The organism is Geopseudomonas sagittaria (genome assembly GCF_900115715.1).
In the GTDB taxonomy this organism is placed as follows: Bacteria; Pseudomonadota; Gammaproteobacteria; order Pseudomonadales; family Pseudomonadaceae; genus Geopseudomonas; species Geopseudomonas sagittaria.
In genome coordinates this window covers 156406-172696 of record NZ_FOXM01000004.1, presented here as the reverse complement: position 1 = coordinate 172696, position 16291 = coordinate 156406, and the positions used below count along the sequence as shown (strand labels likewise).

The 16291-nt window shown below is 71.1% G+C and carries 18 protein-coding genes and 1 pseudogene; 6 read left to right on the top strand and 13 right to left on the bottom strand.

Annotated elements, in window-relative coordinates; all coding sequences use genetic code 11:
* Both BM297_RS06775 and BM297_RS06770 read right to left on the bottom strand, forming a co-directional pair.
* Positions 1-450, bottom strand: coding sequence for a hypothetical protein (locus tag BM297_RS06775; RefSeq protein WP_092429583.1), 450 nt, complete (start codon positions 448-450; stop codon positions 1-3).
* A 94-nt stretch (positions 451-544) separates the two neighbouring features.
* Positions 545-1144 carry a LysE family translocator gene (locus BM297_RS06770; protein ID WP_092429581.1) on the bottom strand — a complete coding sequence of 200 codons (600 nt, stop codon included), beginning with the start codon at positions 1142-1144 and terminating at the stop codon, positions 545-547.
* 155 nt (positions 1145-1299) lie between these two features.
* Between BM297_RS06770 and BM297_RS06765 the strand changes: the two genes are divergently transcribed.
* The gene (locus BM297_RS06765) at positions 1300-2739 is read left to right on the top strand and encodes an aminotransferase-like domain-containing protein (RefSeq protein ID WP_092429579.1); all 1440 of its coding nucleotides are present in this window, start codon (positions 1300-1302) and stop codon (positions 2737-2739) included.
* Between the two features lie 51 nt (positions 2740-2790).
* On the opposite strand, the gene BM297_RS06760 is transcribed toward BM297_RS06765, so the two are convergent.
* The 4 genes from BM297_RS06760 to BM297_RS06745 all read right to left on the bottom strand — a co-directional run bounded on the left by BM297_RS06760 (position 2791) and on the right by BM297_RS06745 (position 5173).
* The gene (locus BM297_RS06760; RefSeq protein ID WP_092429577.1) at positions 2791-3051 is read right to left on the bottom strand and encodes a DUF2790 domain-containing protein; all 261 of its coding nucleotides are present in this window, start codon (positions 3049-3051) and stop codon (positions 2791-2793) included.
* 199 nt (positions 3052-3250) lie between these two features.
* Positions 3251-3769 (bottom strand): hypothetical protein, encoded by a 519-nt coding sequence (locus BM297_RS06755; protein ID WP_092429575.1) that lies wholly within the window; start codon positions 3767-3769, stop codon positions 3251-3253.
* 274 nt (positions 3770-4043) lie between these two features.
* Positions 4044-4490, bottom strand: a complete 447-nt coding sequence (locus tag BM297_RS06750) for a thioesterase family protein (RefSeq protein WP_092429573.1) — start codon at positions 4488-4490, stop codon at positions 4044-4046.
* 56 nt (positions 4491-4546) lie between these two features.
* Positions 4547-5173: a DNA-3-methyladenine glycosylase family protein gene (locus BM297_RS06745; RefSeq protein ID WP_092429571.1), complete on the bottom strand. Its 627-nt coding sequence runs from the start codon at positions 5171-5173 to the stop codon at positions 4547-4549.
* Between the two features lie 157 nt (positions 5174-5330).
* On the opposite strand from BM297_RS06745, the pseudogene BM297_RS06740 reads away from it, so the two are divergent.
* Positions 5331-5840: pseudogene (locus BM297_RS06740) on the top strand (methylated-DNA--[protein]-cysteine S-methyltransferase); the annotation flags it as partial.
* 59 nt (positions 5841-5899) lie between these two features.
* Here the strand turns inward: BM297_RS06740 and BM297_RS06735 are convergent.
* Positions 5900-6202 (bottom strand): hypothetical protein, encoded by a 303-nt coding sequence (locus BM297_RS06735; protein ID WP_092429567.1) that lies wholly within the window; start codon positions 6200-6202, stop codon positions 5900-5902.
* A gap of 175 nt (positions 6203-6377) precedes the next feature.
* Positions 6378-7325, bottom strand: a complete 948-nt coding sequence (locus BM297_RS06730; RefSeq protein WP_092429565.1) for a LysR family transcriptional regulator — start codon at positions 7323-7325, stop codon at positions 6378-6380.
* Positions 7326-7567: 242 nt separating this feature from the next.
* Between BM297_RS06730 and BM297_RS06725 the strand changes: the two genes are divergently transcribed.
* The 4 genes from BM297_RS06725 to BM297_RS06710 all read left to right on the top strand — a co-directional run bounded on the left by BM297_RS06725 (position 7568) and on the right by BM297_RS06710 (position 12514).
* Positions 7568-9037, top strand: a complete 1470-nt coding sequence (locus tag BM297_RS06725; RefSeq protein WP_245768223.1) for an efflux transporter outer membrane subunit — start codon at positions 7568-7570, stop codon at positions 9035-9037.
* 41 nt (positions 9038-9078) lie between these two features.
* Positions 9079-11259, top strand: coding sequence for an FUSC family protein (locus tag BM297_RS06720; protein WP_092429563.1), 2181 nt, complete (start codon positions 9079-9081; stop codon positions 11257-11259).
* Positions 11260-11396: 137 nt separating this feature from the next.
* Positions 11397-11597, top strand: coding sequence for a DUF1656 domain-containing protein (locus tag BM297_RS06715; RefSeq protein ID WP_092429561.1), 201 nt, complete (start codon positions 11397-11399; stop codon positions 11595-11597).
* Between the two features lie 23 nt (positions 11598-11620).
* Entirely contained in the window at positions 11621-12514 is an 894-nt protein-coding gene (locus BM297_RS06710) for an efflux RND transporter periplasmic adaptor subunit (RefSeq protein ID WP_092429559.1), read from the top strand.
* Positions 12515-12568: 54 nt separating this feature from the next.
* On the opposite strand, the gene BM297_RS06705 is transcribed toward BM297_RS06710, so the two are convergent.
* From BM297_RS06705 to BM297_RS06685, 5 genes are all read right to left on the bottom strand, one after another.
* A complete protein-coding gene (locus BM297_RS06705) occupies positions 12569-12901 on the bottom strand; it encodes a hypothetical protein (RefSeq protein WP_092429557.1) in 333 nt (110 codons plus the stop codon).
* Between the two features lie 136 nt (positions 12902-13037).
* Positions 13038-13439 carry a MerR family transcriptional regulator gene (locus BM297_RS06700; RefSeq protein ID WP_092429555.1) on the bottom strand — a complete coding sequence of 134 codons (402 nt, stop codon included), beginning with the start codon at positions 13437-13439 and terminating at the stop codon, positions 13038-13040.
* A gap of 332 nt (positions 13440-13771) precedes the next feature.
* Positions 13772-14401 carry a CoA transferase subunit B gene (locus BM297_RS06695; RefSeq protein ID WP_092429553.1) on the bottom strand — a complete coding sequence of 210 codons (630 nt, stop codon included), beginning with the start codon at positions 14399-14401 and terminating at the stop codon, positions 13772-13774.
* A 2-nt stretch (positions 14402-14403) separates the two neighbouring features.
* A complete protein-coding gene (locus BM297_RS06690) occupies positions 14404-15117 on the bottom strand; it encodes a CoA transferase subunit A (protein ID WP_092429551.1) in 714 nt (237 codons plus the stop codon).
* Positions 15118-15265: 148 nt separating this feature from the next.
* Positions 15266-16165, bottom strand: a complete 900-nt coding sequence (locus tag BM297_RS06685) for a hydroxymethylglutaryl-CoA lyase (protein WP_092429869.1) — start codon at positions 16163-16165, stop codon at positions 15266-15268.
* Positions 16166-16291 lie beyond the last annotated feature (126 nt).

Below are 16291 nucleotides of genomic sequence, written 5' to 3'. Positions count from 1 at the left end.
TCAGTCGGGCGCGTCGGTCTCGCACAGCGTGCACAGCAGGCGCGCATCGAGCAGGGCGTGGTGGGGAATGTCCTCGCTGGGCAGTTCGCCCAGCGGGTCGTCGACCTGGCGGCAGCCCAGCACGTTGGCCGGCAGGCCCAGCGGGCCGAGCAGCTCCAGCAGCAGCGGCCAGTCCCAGGCCAGCGCATCGCCGACGATTTCCACTTCGCCCAGGTTGGCGAGGAAGGCGTGCAGCGCCGGGCCGGCCTCGGTGCGCGGCCGGCCATGGCGGGCGAGGTCGAGTTGCGGCAGGACGATCTCGTCGACGAACGCCGAGCAGTCGGCCGCGCTCCAGCCGTCGCTGAGTTCGACGTAGAACTCGGCGCCGGCGGCGTCGACCAGGGCCAGGGAGATCAGCCGCCGGTCGAGGCTGAGCTGGGTGAATTCGGTGTCGATATAGATCGCGCGCATGGGGGCTCCTGGGGGCTTCCGTGCCGGGTGGTGGCGAGCGGAGCGCCGCCAGCAGTGTGGTCCACTGCGGCGCCGCTCGCCACGCCGGTCAGCCTCAGCGCGCCAGCTCCTCCACCAGCAGCCACAGCGCGGTGGCGGCCAGCAGACCGGCCATGCTCAGGTTGAACAGGCGCAGCGCGCGGTCCTGCTGCAGCCAGTGACGCAGGCGCTCGCCGCCCCAGGCCCACACCGCGATGCAGGGCAGGTTGACCACCAGCGCCAGCAGCGCCATGGCCGCGGCCGCGGGCAACTGGCCGCCCTGCGGCATGAACAGCACGCAGGCGTTGAGCACCATGATCCACGCCTTGGGGTTGATCCACTGGAACAGCGCGGCGGCGACGAAGCCCATCGGCTTCGCCACCTCGCGGCGGCCCGGGGCGCTGGCGCGCGCCAGCTTCAGCGACAGCCACAGCAGGTAGCTGCAGCCGGCGGCGGCCAGTAGCGGGCGCACCTCGCCGAGCCAGCCGGAGACCTGGGCGAACAGCGCGGCGCACAGCAGCAGCTGCAGCGAGCAGCCGAAGGCGATGCCGAGCATGTGCGGCAGGGTGCGGCGGAAGCCGAAGTTCACCCCCGAGGTGGTGAGCATGATGTTGTTGGGGCCGGGGGTGATCGACATCACTCCCATGTAGCTGGCCAGGGCGAGGGCTTCGATCATGGCGGGCCTCCTGCGGTTGATCCATGGCAGTCCATGCTAGGCACTGGTGGCAAGTGGTGACAGACTCACGAAATCGCTTTTGTCATGGTTACAGATTGGCTAGGTAAGCAACTGTCACCATCGCATGTCCATCCCGCTGTCACCGGTGAACCGCCATGAACGCAACCGTCCGCTACCGCCTGCTCGCCGACCAGCTGGCCGAGGCCATCGACCGCGGCAGCCTGCCGACCGGCGCCCGCCTGCCGTCGGTGCGCGCCTGCGCCGCCCAGCACACGCTGAGCCTCAACACGGTCACCGCCGCCTACCGCCTGCTCGAGGATCGCGGCCTGATCGAGGCGCGCCCGCAGTCCGGCTACTACGTGCGCAGCAGCCTGCCGCCGCTGCAGCGCCCGCTGCGCGAGCGGCCGGCCGGGGTGCGCAAGGCGGGCGAGATCGACGACCTGATGGCGGTGGTGCTGCAGTGCCAGCAGCGCGCCGACCATGTCGACCTGGCGCTGGCCTGTCCGCGCGGCGAGGCGTTCTACCCCGGCGCCAAGCTGGCCAAGCTGACCGCCAGCCTGCTGCGCCGCCAGCCGCAGCTGGTGGCGCGCTACGCGCTGCCGCCGGGCTCGCAGCGCCTGCGCGAGCAGATCGCCCGGCGCGCCGCGCTGCTCGGCATGACCCTGGCCGCCGACGACATCCTGCTCACCCACGGCGCCATGGAAGCGCTGCAGCTGGCGCTGCGCGCGGTGACCCATGCCGGCGACACCGTGGGGGTGGAGTCGCCGAGCTACTTCAACCTCTACCCGCTATTGGCCAGCCTCGGCCTCAGGGTGCTGGAGATCCCCACTCATCCGCAGCACGGTCTGGCGCTGGACGCTCTCGAGCTGCTGCTCGAGGAGAAGCGCCTGGCGGCCATCGTCGCCATGCCCACGGTGCACAACCCGCTGGGCTGCAGCATGCCGGTGGCGGCCAAGCAGCGCCTGGCCGATCTGGTCAACCGCCACCGGGTGCCGCTGATCGAGGATGCCCTGTACGCCGAGCTGCAGTTCGCCGAGCCGCTGCAGCCGACGGTCAAGGCCTTCGACCGCGACGGCTGGGTGATGACCTGCGCCAGCTACACCAAGACCCTGGCGCCGGACTACCGCATCGGCTGGCTGGAGGCCGGGCGCTTCCGCGACGCGGTGCGCCAGCTGAAGTTCAGCTCCAGCGTCGCCGAGTCGGTGCTGCTGGCCGAGACGGTCGGCCTGTTCCTCGAGAACGGCGGCTACGACCACCACATGCGCGCCCTGCGCCGGCGTTACGCGGCGCAGGTGGATGCGGTGCGCGGGTTGGTCGCTCGCCACTTCCCGGCCGGCACCCGCGCCACCCAGCCGGTCGGCGGCTTCCTGCTCTGGCTGGAGTTGCCGGAGACGGTGGACAGCCTGGCACTGTTCCACGCCGCGCTGGCCGAGCGCATCGTCATCATCCCCGGCCAGCTGTACTCCAACGGCGCGCGCTTTCGCCACTGCCTGCGCCTGTCCTGTTGCCAGGAGCTTGACGAGCGGGTCACCGGTGCGCTGCGCCGTCTGGGCGAGCTGGCCACGGCGCTGGCCGGCGCGCCGCCCGCGGCGTGAACCGCGGGCGGGCCGGCGTCAGGTCGGGAGAGGCTTGTAGGCGAGCAGGGGCTAGAGGCTGCCCTCGATGTCGCTGCACACGCTGCTCAGGCGCAGGTACTCGAGGGTGCGCAGCTGGCCGGCGGAGTCCTCGTAGGTCATCTGCGCCGACACCACGCGGCAGGGGGCGTACAGCTCGTCCGGCTCGCTGATCGCCACCACCTTGTCGATGTCCAGGCGCATGCCGTAGACGTATTCCTCCACCGGCGGATCGGCCGCCAGGGCCACGGCCGAGCAGGCCACCAGGGGCAGCAGGATGTATTTGATGTTCATGGGTACCTCAGCGATGCGACAGGAAACCTCCCTACCAGGCGAGTCAGCGGTCCCGTGCTGCTTACAGCGTCACGCCTTGGTCAAATTCTAGTCGGCTTGCGGATACGCAAAGGCCAGCGGCGTGGCCGCTGGCCAATCGATAGGAAGTAGCACCAGGGCTACTGATTGCCGGATTTTCTGAGGGCCAAGCCGCGGCGCCTCAGCTCGGCGGCGTGGCCGGCCTGGACGGCGGCGGTGCGCCGTCCGGGGTGCCGAAGCGGCAGCGGGCCACCTGGTTGTCGAGCAGGTTGCTGCCGCGCGGCAGGCAGCGCTCGAGATCCCTGGGGGCGGTCGCTCTGGTTGGCGCGGCGGCCTGCTGGGCCGGAGTCGCGGGCGGCGCGCCGTCCGCGGTGCCGAAGCGGCAGCGGGCCACCCGGTTGTCGAGCAGGTTGCTGCCGCGTGGCAGGCAGCGCGCAAGGTCCTTGGGCGCGGCCGCCTTGATCGGCGGTGGAGCCTTGGGCGCAGCGACCGGCGCAGCTGGCGGCGGGGGCGGCTCCGGCGGCGGGCTGCTTTCCACCAGCGGCGCCGGTGGCGGGGGCGCTGCCGGTGGCGGCGGGCTCGGGCGCTCCAGGCGCATGACCAGCAGCAGGGCCAGGCCGAGACCGAGCACCAGGGCGGGCAGGATGAACCTCTTCTGGCCGGCCTGGGACGCGCGAGTCCGCGCAGTCTGGCGGTTCATGGCCACAGCCCGGCAAGCGGCGGGAGGGTGGGGCAGGCCAGCCGGGCTGGCCGATCAGGGGTGACGCGCATGGCAACCTCGGGAGCCGACAGGCAATCTCCTTACCGGGCCCAGCCGACGTTCCCCTGTACCGCCCAAGGCGCGAGGCCTCGATGCAAGTCTAGCCAGTGCGCAGCGCCCGAGGCGGCAGGAGCGGCGCTGGCGGTCAACCGATGCGTGCTAGCGGCGCCGGCGCTGATAACCGTTGGCGCTGACAAGCGTGGCTGCCGAGCCGTCAGGTGGCCTGGCTGACACCGGGGAAGCGCGCGCGGAAGGCCTCCGGCATCGCTGTCACCTTGCCGGCGCGGTAGTCGAAGAACACGAAGCCGTTCTTGGCCAGAGCGACCAGCGTGCCGTCGGCCGGGCGGCTGACGCGGAAGGTGATGTCGCCGCCATACTTGTTGAAGTCCATCACGCCGACCTCGAATAGCAGGACGTCGCGCTCGTGGGCCTCGGCCTTGTACAGGGTGGCGAGGTCGGTGACCACGACGCCGAGGCCTTCGGCATTGCCGCCGCCGGCGATGCCGTGTTCAAACAGGAAGCGCGAGCGCGCCTCGGAGAGCATGGAGATCAGCGCATCGTTGCCCAGATGGTTGCCGGCGTTGATGTCGGTGCTGCGCACGGTCATGCGCGTGGTGTAGCGGAAGGCGTCTTCGGGGAGTTCGAGCTGCAGGCGGGCCATGGGCGATCCTCGCGTGATGGGCGTGTGGCGAGTCTAATCGGCGCCGCCGGTCGCCGTCATGTCGGCACCCGCCACAGATACCAGGCCGCCACCGTGCGCCACGGGCGGTACGCCTGGCCGATGCGCGCCAGCTCGCGCGGCGTCGGCAGCTGGTCCAGGCCCTTGAGGCGGCGATAGCCGCTGCGCACGCCGAAGTCGTCGACCGGCAGCACGTCGGGGCGCTCGAGGGTGAAGATCAGCAGCATCTCCACCGTCCAGCGGCCGATGCCGCGCAGGCTGACCAGCCGCTCGATCAGCGCCTCGTCGTCCAGCGCCATGGCTTCCTCGCGGTCCGGCACCAGGCCGCTCAGCGCGCCGGCGGCGATGCCCTGCAGGGTCTCCACCTTGCGCGCCGACAGGCCGCTGCCGCGCAGGGCGTCGAACTCGGTGGCCAGCAGCTGCGCGGGCGTGGGGAAGTCGCTGTCCGGGTAGAGGGCCAGCATCCGGGCGAGGATGCTCTCGGCGGCGCGGGCGTGCAGCTGCTGGTAGGCCACCGCGCGCACCAGTGCCTCGTAGGGTTCGCGCGCTGCCCTGGGCTGCAGGGTGCAGGGGCCGACCTGTTCGATCAGCCGCGCCCAGTCGGCATCGAGCGCCGCCAGATGGGCGCTGGCGGCGCGGTAGTCGGGGGTGGCGCTGCTCGGCATGGGCAAGTCTTCCAGGAGGTGAGGGCAGGCGGCCGATCGGTGGCGGGATGCGGCCGCGGCCGGTCGCGAGTACAGTCATCTTTACCCAGAGACCCCGCGAAAGGAACGTCCGATGCACAGCGTCCGCAAGATTCCCCAACCCGGCCAGCCGGCCATGCCGATCCGTTTCGCCCTCGGCGAGTGCGCGCTGGGCGCGTTGCTGGTGGCGCACAGCGAGCACGGGCTGTGCGCCATCCTCCTCGGCGACGAGCCGGAGGCGCTGCGTGCCGAGCTCCGCCAGCGCTTCCCGCAGGGCGAGCTGGTCGACGGCGACGTGGACGCCGAGCGGCTGCTGGCGCAGGTGGCCGCCTTCGTCGAGGCGCCGCAGCTCGGCCTCGACCTGCCGCTGGACCTGCGCGGCACGGCCTTCCAGCAGCGCGTCTGGCAGGCCCTGCGCGCCATCCCGCCGGGCAGCACGCTCAGCTACGCCGAACTGGCCGAGCGCATCGGCGCGCCCAGGGCGGTGCGCGCGGTGGCCGGCGCCTGCGCGGCCAATGCCCTGGCGGTGGCCATCCCCTGCCACCGCGTGCTGCGCAGCGACGGCGGCCTGTCCGGCTACCGCTGGGGCGTGGCGCGCAAGCGCGCGCTGCTGGAGCGTGAGGGGCGGGTGCAGCGTTTTCCGAGTTGACGCACGCCGGGTTCGGCGCGCTCTGGTGATCGCCTGGTCTTCAGCGGTCGCCTGACCGCCTACCAGCGACGGTCGCTGTAGTAGTGGTCGCGATGATGGCGGCGGTGGTGGTGGTGATGGCGGTGCGCATGGCGATAGCGCTCGTGGCGGTAGCGGGGCGCGTCGCGGTAGACCGGTGCCGGCCGGTAGTAGCGGTCGCGGTAGACGGGGCGCGGCTCGTAGTAGTACGCCGGCGCGCGATGGACCTCGACGTAGCGGTCGTGGCGGTAGTAGCCATCGCGGTCGGAAGCGTGCGCGGGGGACTGGATGAACAGCGCTGCACCGGCGAGCAGGGCGATGACGAGGACAAGACGCGAAAGCATGATCGGGGCTCCTGTGGTGCCGGTATGGCCGGCCACTTCCTATGACCACCGCGCCGGCGGAAATTTCAGTCCGCCGCTGTAAAACTTTGTGTCGGCGCGGCCAGCTCGGCCGGCGAGAGGGCTGCGGCGTTGCGCCGGCCCCGCTCCGGAGTCCGCTGCAGCCTTTGGCGGTCGATCACTTGCCGGGTGGCACGCTGCACGCCAGCAACTGCTGCTCGTCGGCGGCGAGGCGCGCCGGCAGGCAGTCGCGCAGGAACTCGACCCAGGTGCGGATCTTGGCGTCCAGGTACTGGCGCGACGGGTAGAGCGCGAAGACCCCCAGCGGATACAGGGTGTGCCCGGGCAGGACGCGCACCAGGCTGCCGTCCAGCAGGCTGTGCAGCGCCGAGTACACCGGCAGCGCGCCGATGCCCATGCCGGCCTTGAGTGCCACGGTCATGGCGTCGACGGTGTTGACCTGGAAGTGGGTGCGCTCGACGCTGACCAGCTGCTGGCCGGCGGGGCCGTCGAGCAGCCACTGGTCGAGGCTCATCACCGGGTAGACCAGGCGCAGGCAGCGGTGCTGCTGCAGGTCGGCGGGTTGCTGCGGTGCGCCGTGCCTGGTGAGGTAGCCGGGCGCGGCGCACAGCACGCTGTAGGTGCTGCCCAGCTGCTTGGAGATGAAGCCGGAGTCGGGCAGTTCGCGGGCGGTGATCACCGAGACGTCGTAGCCCTCGTCGAGGATGTCGGTGGTGCGGTTGGCCAGGGTCAGGTCGAAGCTGACCTCGGGGTAGGTCTCGCTGTACTCGGCGGCCGCCTGGATCAGGTAGTGGTGGCCGATGCCGGTCATCGCGTGGACCTTGAGGTTGCCGGCCGGGCGCGCGTGGGCGTCGCTGGCCTCCGCCTCGGCTTCCTCGATGGCGCCGAGGATCTGCTGGCAGCGCAGCAGGTAGCGCTGGCCGGCCTCGGTCAGGGCGATGCGTCTCGTCGTGCGGTGCAGCAGGCGCGTGCGCAGGTGGGTTTCCAGGGTGGCGACCGCGCGCGAGATGTAGGAGGTGGTCAGGTCGAGGCGCACGGCGGCGGCGGTGAAGCTGCCGGTCTCCGCCACGCAGACGAAGGCACGCATGTTGAAGAGAGTGTCCATCGGTCGCCTTTCTGGCAGGGGTGAGCGGTGCGGCTGCGTGGGACATCCCTGATCGTGCGGCGCGGTCGCGGCCGTGGCGCACACGGCGGCGGCTGGCGGCGCCGATTCTGTCACGAAGCCTGCCAGGGATTATGACCTGTCAGTACACAATCCATCATCCAACCGTGCGCTTATCCTCGCCTCCGGCCGGTCCTAGAATCGCCATCCCTCCCGGCTTCCCGCCCCTTCCAGGATCCGCTGCAGTGCCCGCCATCGTTCGGCCCGGTCTGTTCCTCGCCAGTCTGCTGGTTTCCGTGTTTTCTTCCCTGTCCGGCTGCATCGCCAGCGGCGGCATAGCCCCGCAGGCCGAGCTGGCCGACGGCGGCGAATTGCCCACCGACGCGGCCATCCGCCACGCCGCGCAGAGCGCCGACTGGCCGCGCGCGCAGTGGTGGCAGGCCTACGGCGATGCGCAGCTGAACGCCTGGGTCGAGCGCGCGCTGGCCGGCAGTCCCGGCCTGGCCATGGCCGCGGCGCGGGTGCGCCGGGCGCAGGCGCTGGCCGGGGTCGCCGCGGCGGCGCAGGCACCGCAGGTCGGCCTGGAGGCCAGCGTGCAGCGCAAGCGCTGGCCGGACGACAACTTCTACGGCCCCGGTCCGCTGGCGCGCACCACCAGCTGGAACAACACCGCCGCCTTCGGCCTGAGTTACGACCTCGACCTGTGGGGCCGCCTGCGCAGCCAGCGCGCGCAGGCGCTGAGCCAGGCGCGGCTGGCGGCCACCGAGGCGCGCGCCGCGGCGCTGGAGCTGCAGGGCAGTGTGGTGCGCGCCTACATCCAGCTGGCGCGCCAGTACGCCGAGCTGGACATCGCCAAGGCCGAACTCAAGCAGCGCGAGGAGCTGCTGGCGCTGGCCGTGGAGCGCCGGCGCATCGGCCTGGGTACCGAGCTGGAGGTCAGTACGGCCGAGGCGCCGCTGCCGGAGGCCCATCGCCAGCTCGACCTGGCCCACGAGGCCATCGCCCTGACCGGCAACCAGCTGGCGGCGCTGGCCGGTGCCGGGCCGGGCGCGGCCGCCGAACTCAAGCGCCCGCAGCTGGCGTTGCACGCCGCGCCGCGCCTGCCCAGCCGCCTGCCGCTGGAGCTGCTCGGCCGCCGGCCCGACGTGGTCGCCGGGCGCTGGCAGGTGGCGGCGGCGGCGCGCGGCATCGAGGTGGCCAAGGCCGACTTCTATCCCAACATCGACCTGCTCGGCAGCCTCGGTTCGGCGGCGACCCAGGGCGGCGTGCTGGACTTCCTGCGCTACGACAAGCTGACCTACGGCCTCGGCCCGGCGCTGAGCCTGCCGATCTTCGATGGCGGGGCGCGGCGCAGCCGGCTCGGCGCCGAGACGGCTGGCTACGACCTGGCAGTCGAGCAGTACAAGCAGACCCTGGTGCAGGCGCTGCGGGGCGTCTCCGACCTGCTGATCCGCCTGCATTCGCTGCACGAGCAGGAGGGCTTCGTCGCCAGCGCGCGGGCCACTGCCGAGCGGCGCTACCTGCTGGCGCAGGAAGCCCACGAGCGCGGCCTGAGCGACGCCCGCGAGCTGCTCGAAGCGCAGAGCCTGGTGTTCGAGCAGCGGCGCCTGCAGCAGCAGGTGCTGGCCGGCCAGCTGGGCGCCCAGGCCGAGCTGTGGGTAGCGCTCGGCGGCGGCGTGCTGGCCGCCGGCAGCGCCCCGGCGGACGGCGCGTGACGTGCGCCTGCAGCTGCCGGGCCGGCGGTGAGGGGCGCGCCATGACCACTTCGAGTTCGAGCGCGCCCGCGCTGCCCGGCGCCTTTCGCCGCGGCCTGGACGAGTGGGCGCAGAGCGAGGGGATGACCTGGGCCTTCATCTTCAAGGCCCTGCTCACCGCCTTCATCGCCCAGTGGCTGGCCTATCGCCTGGAGCTGCCGCAGGCCAACACCGTGCTGGCCACGGTGTTCATCGTCATGCAGCCGGAGAGCGGCCAGGTGCTGGCCAAGAGCTTCTACCGCTTCCTCGGCACCCTGCTGGGGCTGACGGTGACGGTGCCGCTGATCGCCCTGTTCGCCCAGGAGCGGGTGCTGTTCCTGCTCTGCCTGGCGCTGTGGATCGGCGTGTGCACCGCCGGTGCGGCGCGCTACCGCGACTTTCGCGGCTACGGCTGCGTGCTGGCCGGCTACACCGCCGCGCTGATCGGCCTGCCGGCCATCGCCGCCCCGCAAGGCGCCTTCATGCAGGCGCTGTGGCGGGTGCTGGAGATCAGCCTGGGCATCCTCTGCTCGGGGCTGGTCAGCGCGCTGATCCTGCCGCAGAACAGCAGCACCAGCCTGCGCCGCCTGCTGGCCACGCGCTTTCGCGACTTTGCCGGCTTCGCCAGCGCGGCGCTGGCCGGCCAGCTCGACGGCCAGCGCCTGGAGCAGCTCAATGCGCGCTTCGCCGGCGAGGCGGTGGCGCTCGACAACCTGCGCAACGCCAGCGCCTTCGAGGACCCGCATTTCCGCCTGCGCAGCGGCCGGCTGGGCCGCCTCAACCACGAGTTCATGGTGCTCTCGACCCGCTTCCACGGCCTGCACCAGCTGCTGCAGCGCCTGCAGGGCGAGGCCGGCGAGCAGGTGCGCACGGCGCTGGCGCCGTGCCTGGCCGGGGTCGGCGCGGTGCTGGCGCCGCTCGGCCAGCACCTGTGCAGGGAGGCCGACGCCGAGGTGCTGGCCCTGCGCCTGGAGGGCAGCCAGCGCGAGCTGATGCAGCAGATCCGCGCTGCCCGCCGGCAGCTGGCCGCGCAGCAGCCGAGCGACGAGCAGCTGCTCGACTTCAATACCGCCGCCGAGCAGCTCTACCGCTTCACCGGCGACCTGCACGACTACGCGCTGACCCACGCCTCGCTGCGGGTCCACCGCCATGCCCGCGAGCAGTGGCAGGACAGCTTCACCCCGCGCGCCAACAGCCTGGCCACGGCGGTGACCGGGATGCGCAGCGCCCTGCTGGTGCTGCTGCTCGGCGGCTTCTGGATCGCCACCGCCTGGCCCAGCGGCGAAACCTGCGTGCTGACCGCGGCGATGGTCGCCGGCCTGGTGGCCAGTGCGCCCAGCCCGCGTCACCAGGCGCTCAAGCTGCTGATCGGCGCGCTGGGCAGTGCGCTCGCCGGCGGCCTGCTGCAGTTCTGGGTGCTGCCCTGGCTGGACGGCTTCGCCCTGCTGTTCTGCGCGCTGGCGCCGGTGTTCGCCTTCGGCGCCTGGCTGCTGGCGCGCAGCCAGACCGCCGGTTACGGCACCGGCCTGCTGCTGTGGTTCTGCATCGTCGCCCTGCCGGCCAACCTGCCGGCCTACGATTTCCAGCGCCTGTTCAACGAGTACCTGGCCGCCCTGCTGGCGATCGGCCTGACCACCCTGAGCCTGGCGCTGATCCTGCCGCCCGACCGCCCCTGGCTGTGGCGGTGCCTGGAGCACGATCTGCGCATGCGCGTGGTGTTCGCCGTCAGCGGCCGGCTCAAGGGCCTGGGCGCCGGCTTCGAGAGCGGCACCCGCGACCTGCTCAACCAGGCCCAGGTCAGTGCGGTCGGCCGCCCCGAGGTGCAGCGCCGCCTGCAGCGTTGGATGTTCGCGGTGCTGGAGATCGGCCAGGCGGTGATCGAGCTGCGCCAGGAGCAGGCGCGCCTGCCGGCCGAGCCCTGCTACGGCGAGGGCATGCCCTGGCAGGTCGCCATCCGCGCCCTCGGCCGCGCGCTGGTGCGCCTGTTCATCCAGCCCGACGAGGGCAACCGCCTGCGCGCCCTGGCCGCGGTGGAGCAGGCCATCGCCACCGTGCGGCAGACCCCGGAGACGCGCCCGCCGCAGTTCGACAGCTCGCCGCTGCGCCGGGTGCTCAGCTATCTGCACTTCATCCGCAGCTCGCTGCTCGATCCCCATTCGCCGCTGGCCGCCGGGAGCCGGTGGCCTGTGCGGTTGGTTGATTGAGGCAAGTTCGGATGACCGGGGGCACGAGACAAGGCGCCGCGACGAGTCATAGCAGGGCTATGGCGAGGAGTGGCAACGCAGTATCGGGGCCTCGGGCGCCGAAATTGACCAAGCGAACCAACCAAACAGGCCACTAGATGCCGCGTGAAATCGCCCTGTTCGGCGTCTACCTGCCGAACCTGACCCTGCTGTTCGTCATCACCCTGGCCGTCGGCTGGGGCATCGACCGCCTGGTGGCCTGGAGCGGCCTGTACCGCCACGCCTGGCACCCGACGCTGTTGCGCGCCAGCCTGTTCACCTGCCTGTATGGCGCCCTGATGCTGTACGTCTACCACTGAATCTGCCGCGAACGAGCCTGGATATGCCCTGGAAAAGAGTCATCAGCGTCGTCTTCACCCTGCTGGTCTTCGCCGCCGCCGTGCTGCTGGTGCGCACGCTCTGGCTGCACTACATGGACTCGGCCTGGACCCGCGACGGCCGGGTGCGCGCCGAGGTGGTCAACATCGCCCCCGACGTCGCCGGCTTGGTGGTCGAGGTGGTGGTGCACGACAACCAGACGGTGCACAAGGGCGACCTGCTGCTGCGCATCGATGCCGAGCACTACCGCACCGCGGTGCGCCAGGCCGAGGCGCTGGTCGCGGCGCGCCAGGCCGAGCTGAGCATGCGCGAGGACAATGCCGCGCGGCGCGCCGACATGAACGAGCGGGTGGTGTCGCGCGAGAGCCGCAGCGACGCCAGCCACCTCGCCGCCGCCGCGCGCGCCGACCTGCTCGAGGCCCAGGCGCGGCTGGACGAGGCGCGCCTGCAGCTCAAGCGCACCGAGGTGCGCGCGCCGGTGGACGGCTACGTCACCAACCTCAACGTGTTCGCGGGCGACTTCGCCAACCGCGGCGAACCGGCGCTGGCGCTGGTCGACCGCCACTCCTTCTACGTCTACGGCTACTTCGAGGAAACCCGCCTGCCGCTGATCCGCGTCGGCGACCGGGCCGAGATGCGCCTGATGAGCGGCGAGCAGCTCAGCGGCCGGGTCGACAGCTTCGCCCGCGGCATCTACGACCGCGACAACCCGGAAAGCCGCGAGCTGATCGCCGACGTCAACCCGACCTTCAACTGGGTGCGCCTGGCCCAGCGCGTGCCGGTGCGCATCCACCTCGATGCGCTGCCGGAGGGCCTCGAACTGGCGGCCGGGATGACCTGCACGGTGATCATCACCCCGCCGACCGGCGCGGCGCGCGCGGTGCCGCTGCGCTGGTAGGGCGGCGCGGCAGGCAGGATGCACCTCGCTTGCCCGAGCATGACCCGAGCGGGCTCAGCGGCGATGGCGGTAGTCGCGATAGTGGTAGTCGCGGTGGTAGGGGCGGCCGTAGGGGCGGTGGTGGTGATGCCGCGGGTAGTAGCGCGGCCCGTAGTAGTGGTGGTGCGGCGGCGGATAGTAGTAGCGCGGCGGATAGTAGTAATAGGGGCGGTAGATCGGCCGCGGGCCGAAATGGATGCTGACCGGCGGCGCGTAGATCTCGACGCTGGGGTGACCGATGGTGATGACGGCGCCACGGTGATGGCGGTCGTCAGCCTCGACTGGCGCCGGGCTGGCCAGGGCCAGGCAGGCAAGCAGAGCGGTGATGAGGGACAGGTGCGCGAGCATGGTCGAATCCCCTTGGCTGCCGGGTATTGCCGGTTACTCGTTCGACCGCACCTCTGGGGGGAAAATCCGGCTCTGCCGATGGATGGCAGGGTGCGCCTGAAGAAAGCGGCGGCGCCTGCCTGCAGGCGCCGGGGGCTTACTCGGCGGCCGTTGTCTTGCTGGCGCTTTCCGCGAGGGCCGTGCGGCAGCGCTCCTCGGCGGTATCCAGTTCCAGCTGCATCTGCTGGATGTCGAGTAGCTGCTGCTCCAGCTGCGCGCGGCGCTCGGCGATCATGCCGAGCATGATGTTGAGCTGCTTCTGGTTGCCGGTCTGCGGGTCGTACAGCTCGATCAGCGTCTTGCACTCGGCCAGCGACAGGCCGAGACGCTTGCCGCGCAGGATCAGCTTGAGCGCCACGCGGTCCTTGGGGCTGTAGATGCGCTCCTGGCCGCGGCGCTGCGGCGTGAGCATGCCCTGCTCCTCGTAGAAGCGGATGGTGCGGGTGGTCACGTCCAGTTCCTGGGCGAGGTCGGAGATGCTGTAGGTCTGCTTCGCCATGGGGGATTCCAGATTCGTCGGCGTGCGCGCCCGGCGGCGTGTGGGCGCCGGGGTCGCTGCGTTCATGGGTGTTCGGCGGACAAGGCTACACCTTGGCCACCGCCGCTGCACAGGGTCGCGCGGGACGATTGGAGGGGGGAGGGCGTGTGCGGCGCGGAGCGGGCGCCTGCGCCGCGAGCGGCAGGGAAGACGACGTCGGGCATGTTGTTGTTCTCGTTGGGCGTCGTGGCAGTGGGGGGAGGGTGGGTAACCGCGCAGCGTTACCCACCCTCGCAAGGTGGATGGCCACCCCGTGGAAAATCGCTGCGCGAGTTTTCCACCCTACGGATGCATCAGCGCTGGATCGGGCAGCCGGTGGCGGCCTGCAGCTGCTCGAAGGTCACGCCCTCGGCCAGCTCGACCAGCCTGAGGCCCTGCTCGGTGACGTCGAGCACGGCCAGGTCGGTGATGATGCGGTCGACCACGCCGACGCCGGTCAGCGGCAGGTCGCAGCGCTCGAGGATCTTGTGCGCGCCGCCCTTGGCGGTGTGCTCCATCAGCACCACCACGCGCTTGACCCCGGCGACCAGGTCCATGGCGCCGCCCATGCCCTTGACCATCTTGCCGGGGATCATCCAGTTGGCCAGGTCGCCCCGGGCCGACACCTGCATGGCGCCGAGGATCGACAGGTTGATGTGGCCGCCGCGGATCATCGCGAAGCTCGCCGCACTGTCGAAGAAGCTGCTGCCGGGCAGGGTGGTGATGGTCTGCTTGCCGGCGTTGATCAGGTCCGGATCGACCTCGTCCTCGGTGGGGAACGGGCCGATGCCGAGCAGGCCGTTCTCGCTCTGCAGCCAGACGTCCATGCCGGCGGGAATGTAGTTGGCCACCAGGGTCGGCAGGCCGATACCGAGGTTGACGTAGAAGCCGTCCTGCAGCTCGGCGGCGGCGCGCTGCGCCATCTGTTCACGGGTCCAGGCCATGGTCAGGCGCTCCCTGCTTTGGAGTTGGAAAGCGTACGTTGTTCGATGCGTTTTTCCGGGGTGGCGTTGACCACGATGCGCTGCACGTAGATGCCCGGCAGGTGGATCTGGTCGGCGTCCAGCGCGCCGGTCTCCACCAGTTCCTCGACCTCGACCACGCAGACCTTGCCGGCCATCGCCGCCAGCGGGTTGAAGTTGCGCGCGGTCTTGCGGAACAGCAGGTTGCCGGCCTGGTCGGCCTTCCACGCCTTGACCAGCGCCACGTCGGCGGTCAGCGCGCGCTCCATCACGTACCACTCGCCGTCGAACTGGCGGGTCTCCTTGCCCTCGGCGACCAGGGTGCCGTAGCCGGTCTTGGTGAAGAACGCCGGGATGCCGGCGCCGCCGGCGCGCAGTTTCTCGGCCAGGGTGCCCTGCGGGGTGAATTCCAGCTCCAGCTCGCCGGCCAGGTACTGGCGCTCGAACTCCTTGTTCTCGCCGACGTAGGAGGAAATCATCTTCCTGATCTGCCGGGTGGCGAGCAGCTGGCCGAGGCCGAAGCCGTCGACGCCGGCGTTGTTGCTGATCGCGGTGAGGTTGCTCTTGCCGCTGTCGCGCAGGGCGGCGATCAGCGCCTCGGGGATGCCGCACAGGCCGAAGCCGCCGACGGCGATGGTCATGCCGTCCGCCACCAGCCCGTCGAGGGCGGCGTGGGCGTTGGGGTAGAGCTTGTTCATGGGTGTGCCTCGCTTGTTGTTCTGTCCTGTGGCGCCGGGTGTTGCTGCCGTTGTTGTGGGAGGCCCGACCTCGGGGCGAAGCTCTTGTTGCTTGCGGCGGACCTGCGGCCCGCATCGCCGCGAGGACGCGCCTCCTACGAAAACACCGCTAGGCGCTGCGCCAGGCGCGCGCCACCCGCGAGCCGTTGTCGCGGCCGAGCACCTGGCAGATGCGCTCGCCGGCCTGGATCAGCGCCTCCAGCTCGATGCCGGTGTGGATGCCCAGGCCGTCGAGCAGGTAGAGCACGTCCTCGCTGGCCACGTTGCCGCTGGCGCCCTTGGCGTAGGGGCAGCCGCCGAGGCCGGCGACCGAGCTGTCGAACACGTGGATGCCTTCCAGCAGGCTGGCGTAGATGTTCGCCAGCGCCTGGCCGTAGGTGTCGTGGAAGTGGCCGGCCAGCTTGTCGCGCGGGATGTTGCGGCCGACCGTCTCGAACAGCGCGCGGGTCTTGCCGGCGGTGCCGGTGCCGATGGTGTCGCCCAAGGAGATCTCGTAGCAGCCCATCTCGAACAGTTCGCGGGCCACCGCGGCGACCTGCTGCGCCGGGACCTCGCCCTCGTAGGGGCAGCCGAGCACGCAGGACACGTAGCCGCGCACGCGGATGCCCTGCTCGCGGGCGGCGTCCATCAGCGGCACGAAGCGCTGCAGGCTCTCGGCGATCGAGCAGTTGATGTTCTTCTGCGAGAAAGCCTCGGAGGCGGCGGCGAACACCGCGACCTCCTTGACCCCGGCGAGCATGGCCGCCTCGAAGCCCTGCAGGTTGGGGGTCAGCGCGGCGTAGGTGACGCCGGGCTTGTGCTGGATTCTCTCGAACACCTCGGCGGAGCCGGCCATCTGCGGCACCCACTTGGGCGACACGAAGCTGCCGACCTCGACGTATTCCAGGCCGGCGGCGCTGAGGTCGTCGACCAGGCGCACCTTGTCGGCCACGCTGATCGGCTGTTTCTCGTTCTGCAGTCCGTCGCGCGGGCCGACTTCGACCAGGCGGACGTGCTGGGGCAGTGCAATGGCGGTTGTCTTCATGTGCGCTTTCCGTTTCGGCTTCCAGGCTTTTGGGGCAGTGGCGATCGCGGTGGGCAATCGCTGCGCGAGTTGCCCACCCTACCAGTTGCGGAGCGTCCGCGAACGTAGGGT

Bases quoted from the DNA above. Each gene is read 5' to 3' on its own strand.
- BM297_RS06775 (WP_092429583.1), bottom strand. From the start codon at position 450: ATGCGCGCGATCTATATCGACACCGAATTCACCCAGCTCAGCCTCGAC.
- BM297_RS06770 (WP_092429581.1), bottom strand. From the start codon at position 1,144: ATGATCGAAGCCCTCGCCCTGGCCAGCTACATGGGAGTGATGTCGATC.
- BM297_RS06765 (WP_092429579.1), top strand. From the start codon at position 1,300: ATGAACGCAACCGTCCGCTACCGCCTGCTCGCCGACCAGCTGGCCGAG.
- BM297_RS06760 (WP_092429577.1), bottom strand. From the start codon at position 3,051: ATGAACATCAAATACATCCTGCTGCCCCTGGTGGCCTGCTCGGCCGTG.
- BM297_RS06755 (WP_092429575.1), bottom strand. From the start codon at position 3,769: ATGAACCGCCAGACTGCGCGGACTCGCGCGTCCCAGGCCGGCCAGAAG.
- BM297_RS06750 (WP_092429573.1), bottom strand. From the start codon at position 4,490: ATGGCCCGCCTGCAGCTCGAACTCCCCGAAGACGCCTTCCGCTACACC.
- BM297_RS06745 (WP_092429571.1), bottom strand. From the start codon at position 5,173: ATGCCGAGCAGCGCCACCCCCGACTACCGCGCCGCCAGCGCCCATCTG.
- BM297_RS06735 (WP_092429567.1), bottom strand. From the start codon at position 6,202: ATGCTTTCGCGTCTTGTCCTCGTCATCGCCCTGCTCGCCGGTGCAGCG.
- BM297_RS06730 (WP_092429565.1), bottom strand. From the start codon at position 7,325: ATGGACACTCTCTTCAACATGCGTGCCTTCGTCTGCGTGGCGGAGACC.
- BM297_RS06720 (WP_092429563.1), top strand. From the start codon at position 9,079: ATGACCACTTCGAGTTCGAGCGCGCCCGCGCTGCCCGGCGCCTTTCGC.
- BM297_RS06715 (WP_092429561.1), top strand. From the start codon at position 11,397: ATGCCGCGTGAAATCGCCCTGTTCGGCGTCTACCTGCCGAACCTGACC.
- BM297_RS06710 (WP_092429559.1), top strand. From the start codon at position 11,621: ATGCCCTGGAAAAGAGTCATCAGCGTCGTCTTCACCCTGCTGGTCTTC.
- BM297_RS06705 (WP_092429557.1), bottom strand. From the start codon at position 12,901: ATGCTCGCGCACCTGTCCCTCATCACCGCTCTGCTTGCCTGCCTGGCC.
- BM297_RS06700 (WP_092429555.1), bottom strand. From the start codon at position 13,439: ATGGCGAAGCAGACCTACAGCATCTCCGACCTCGCCCAGGAACTGGAC.
- BM297_RS06695 (WP_092429553.1), bottom strand. From the start codon at position 14,401: ATGGCCTGGACCCGTGAACAGATGGCGCAGCGCGCCGCCGCCGAGCTG.
- BM297_RS06690 (WP_092429551.1), bottom strand. From the start codon at position 15,117: ATGAACAAGCTCTACCCCAACGCCCACGCCGCCCTCGACGGGCTGGTG.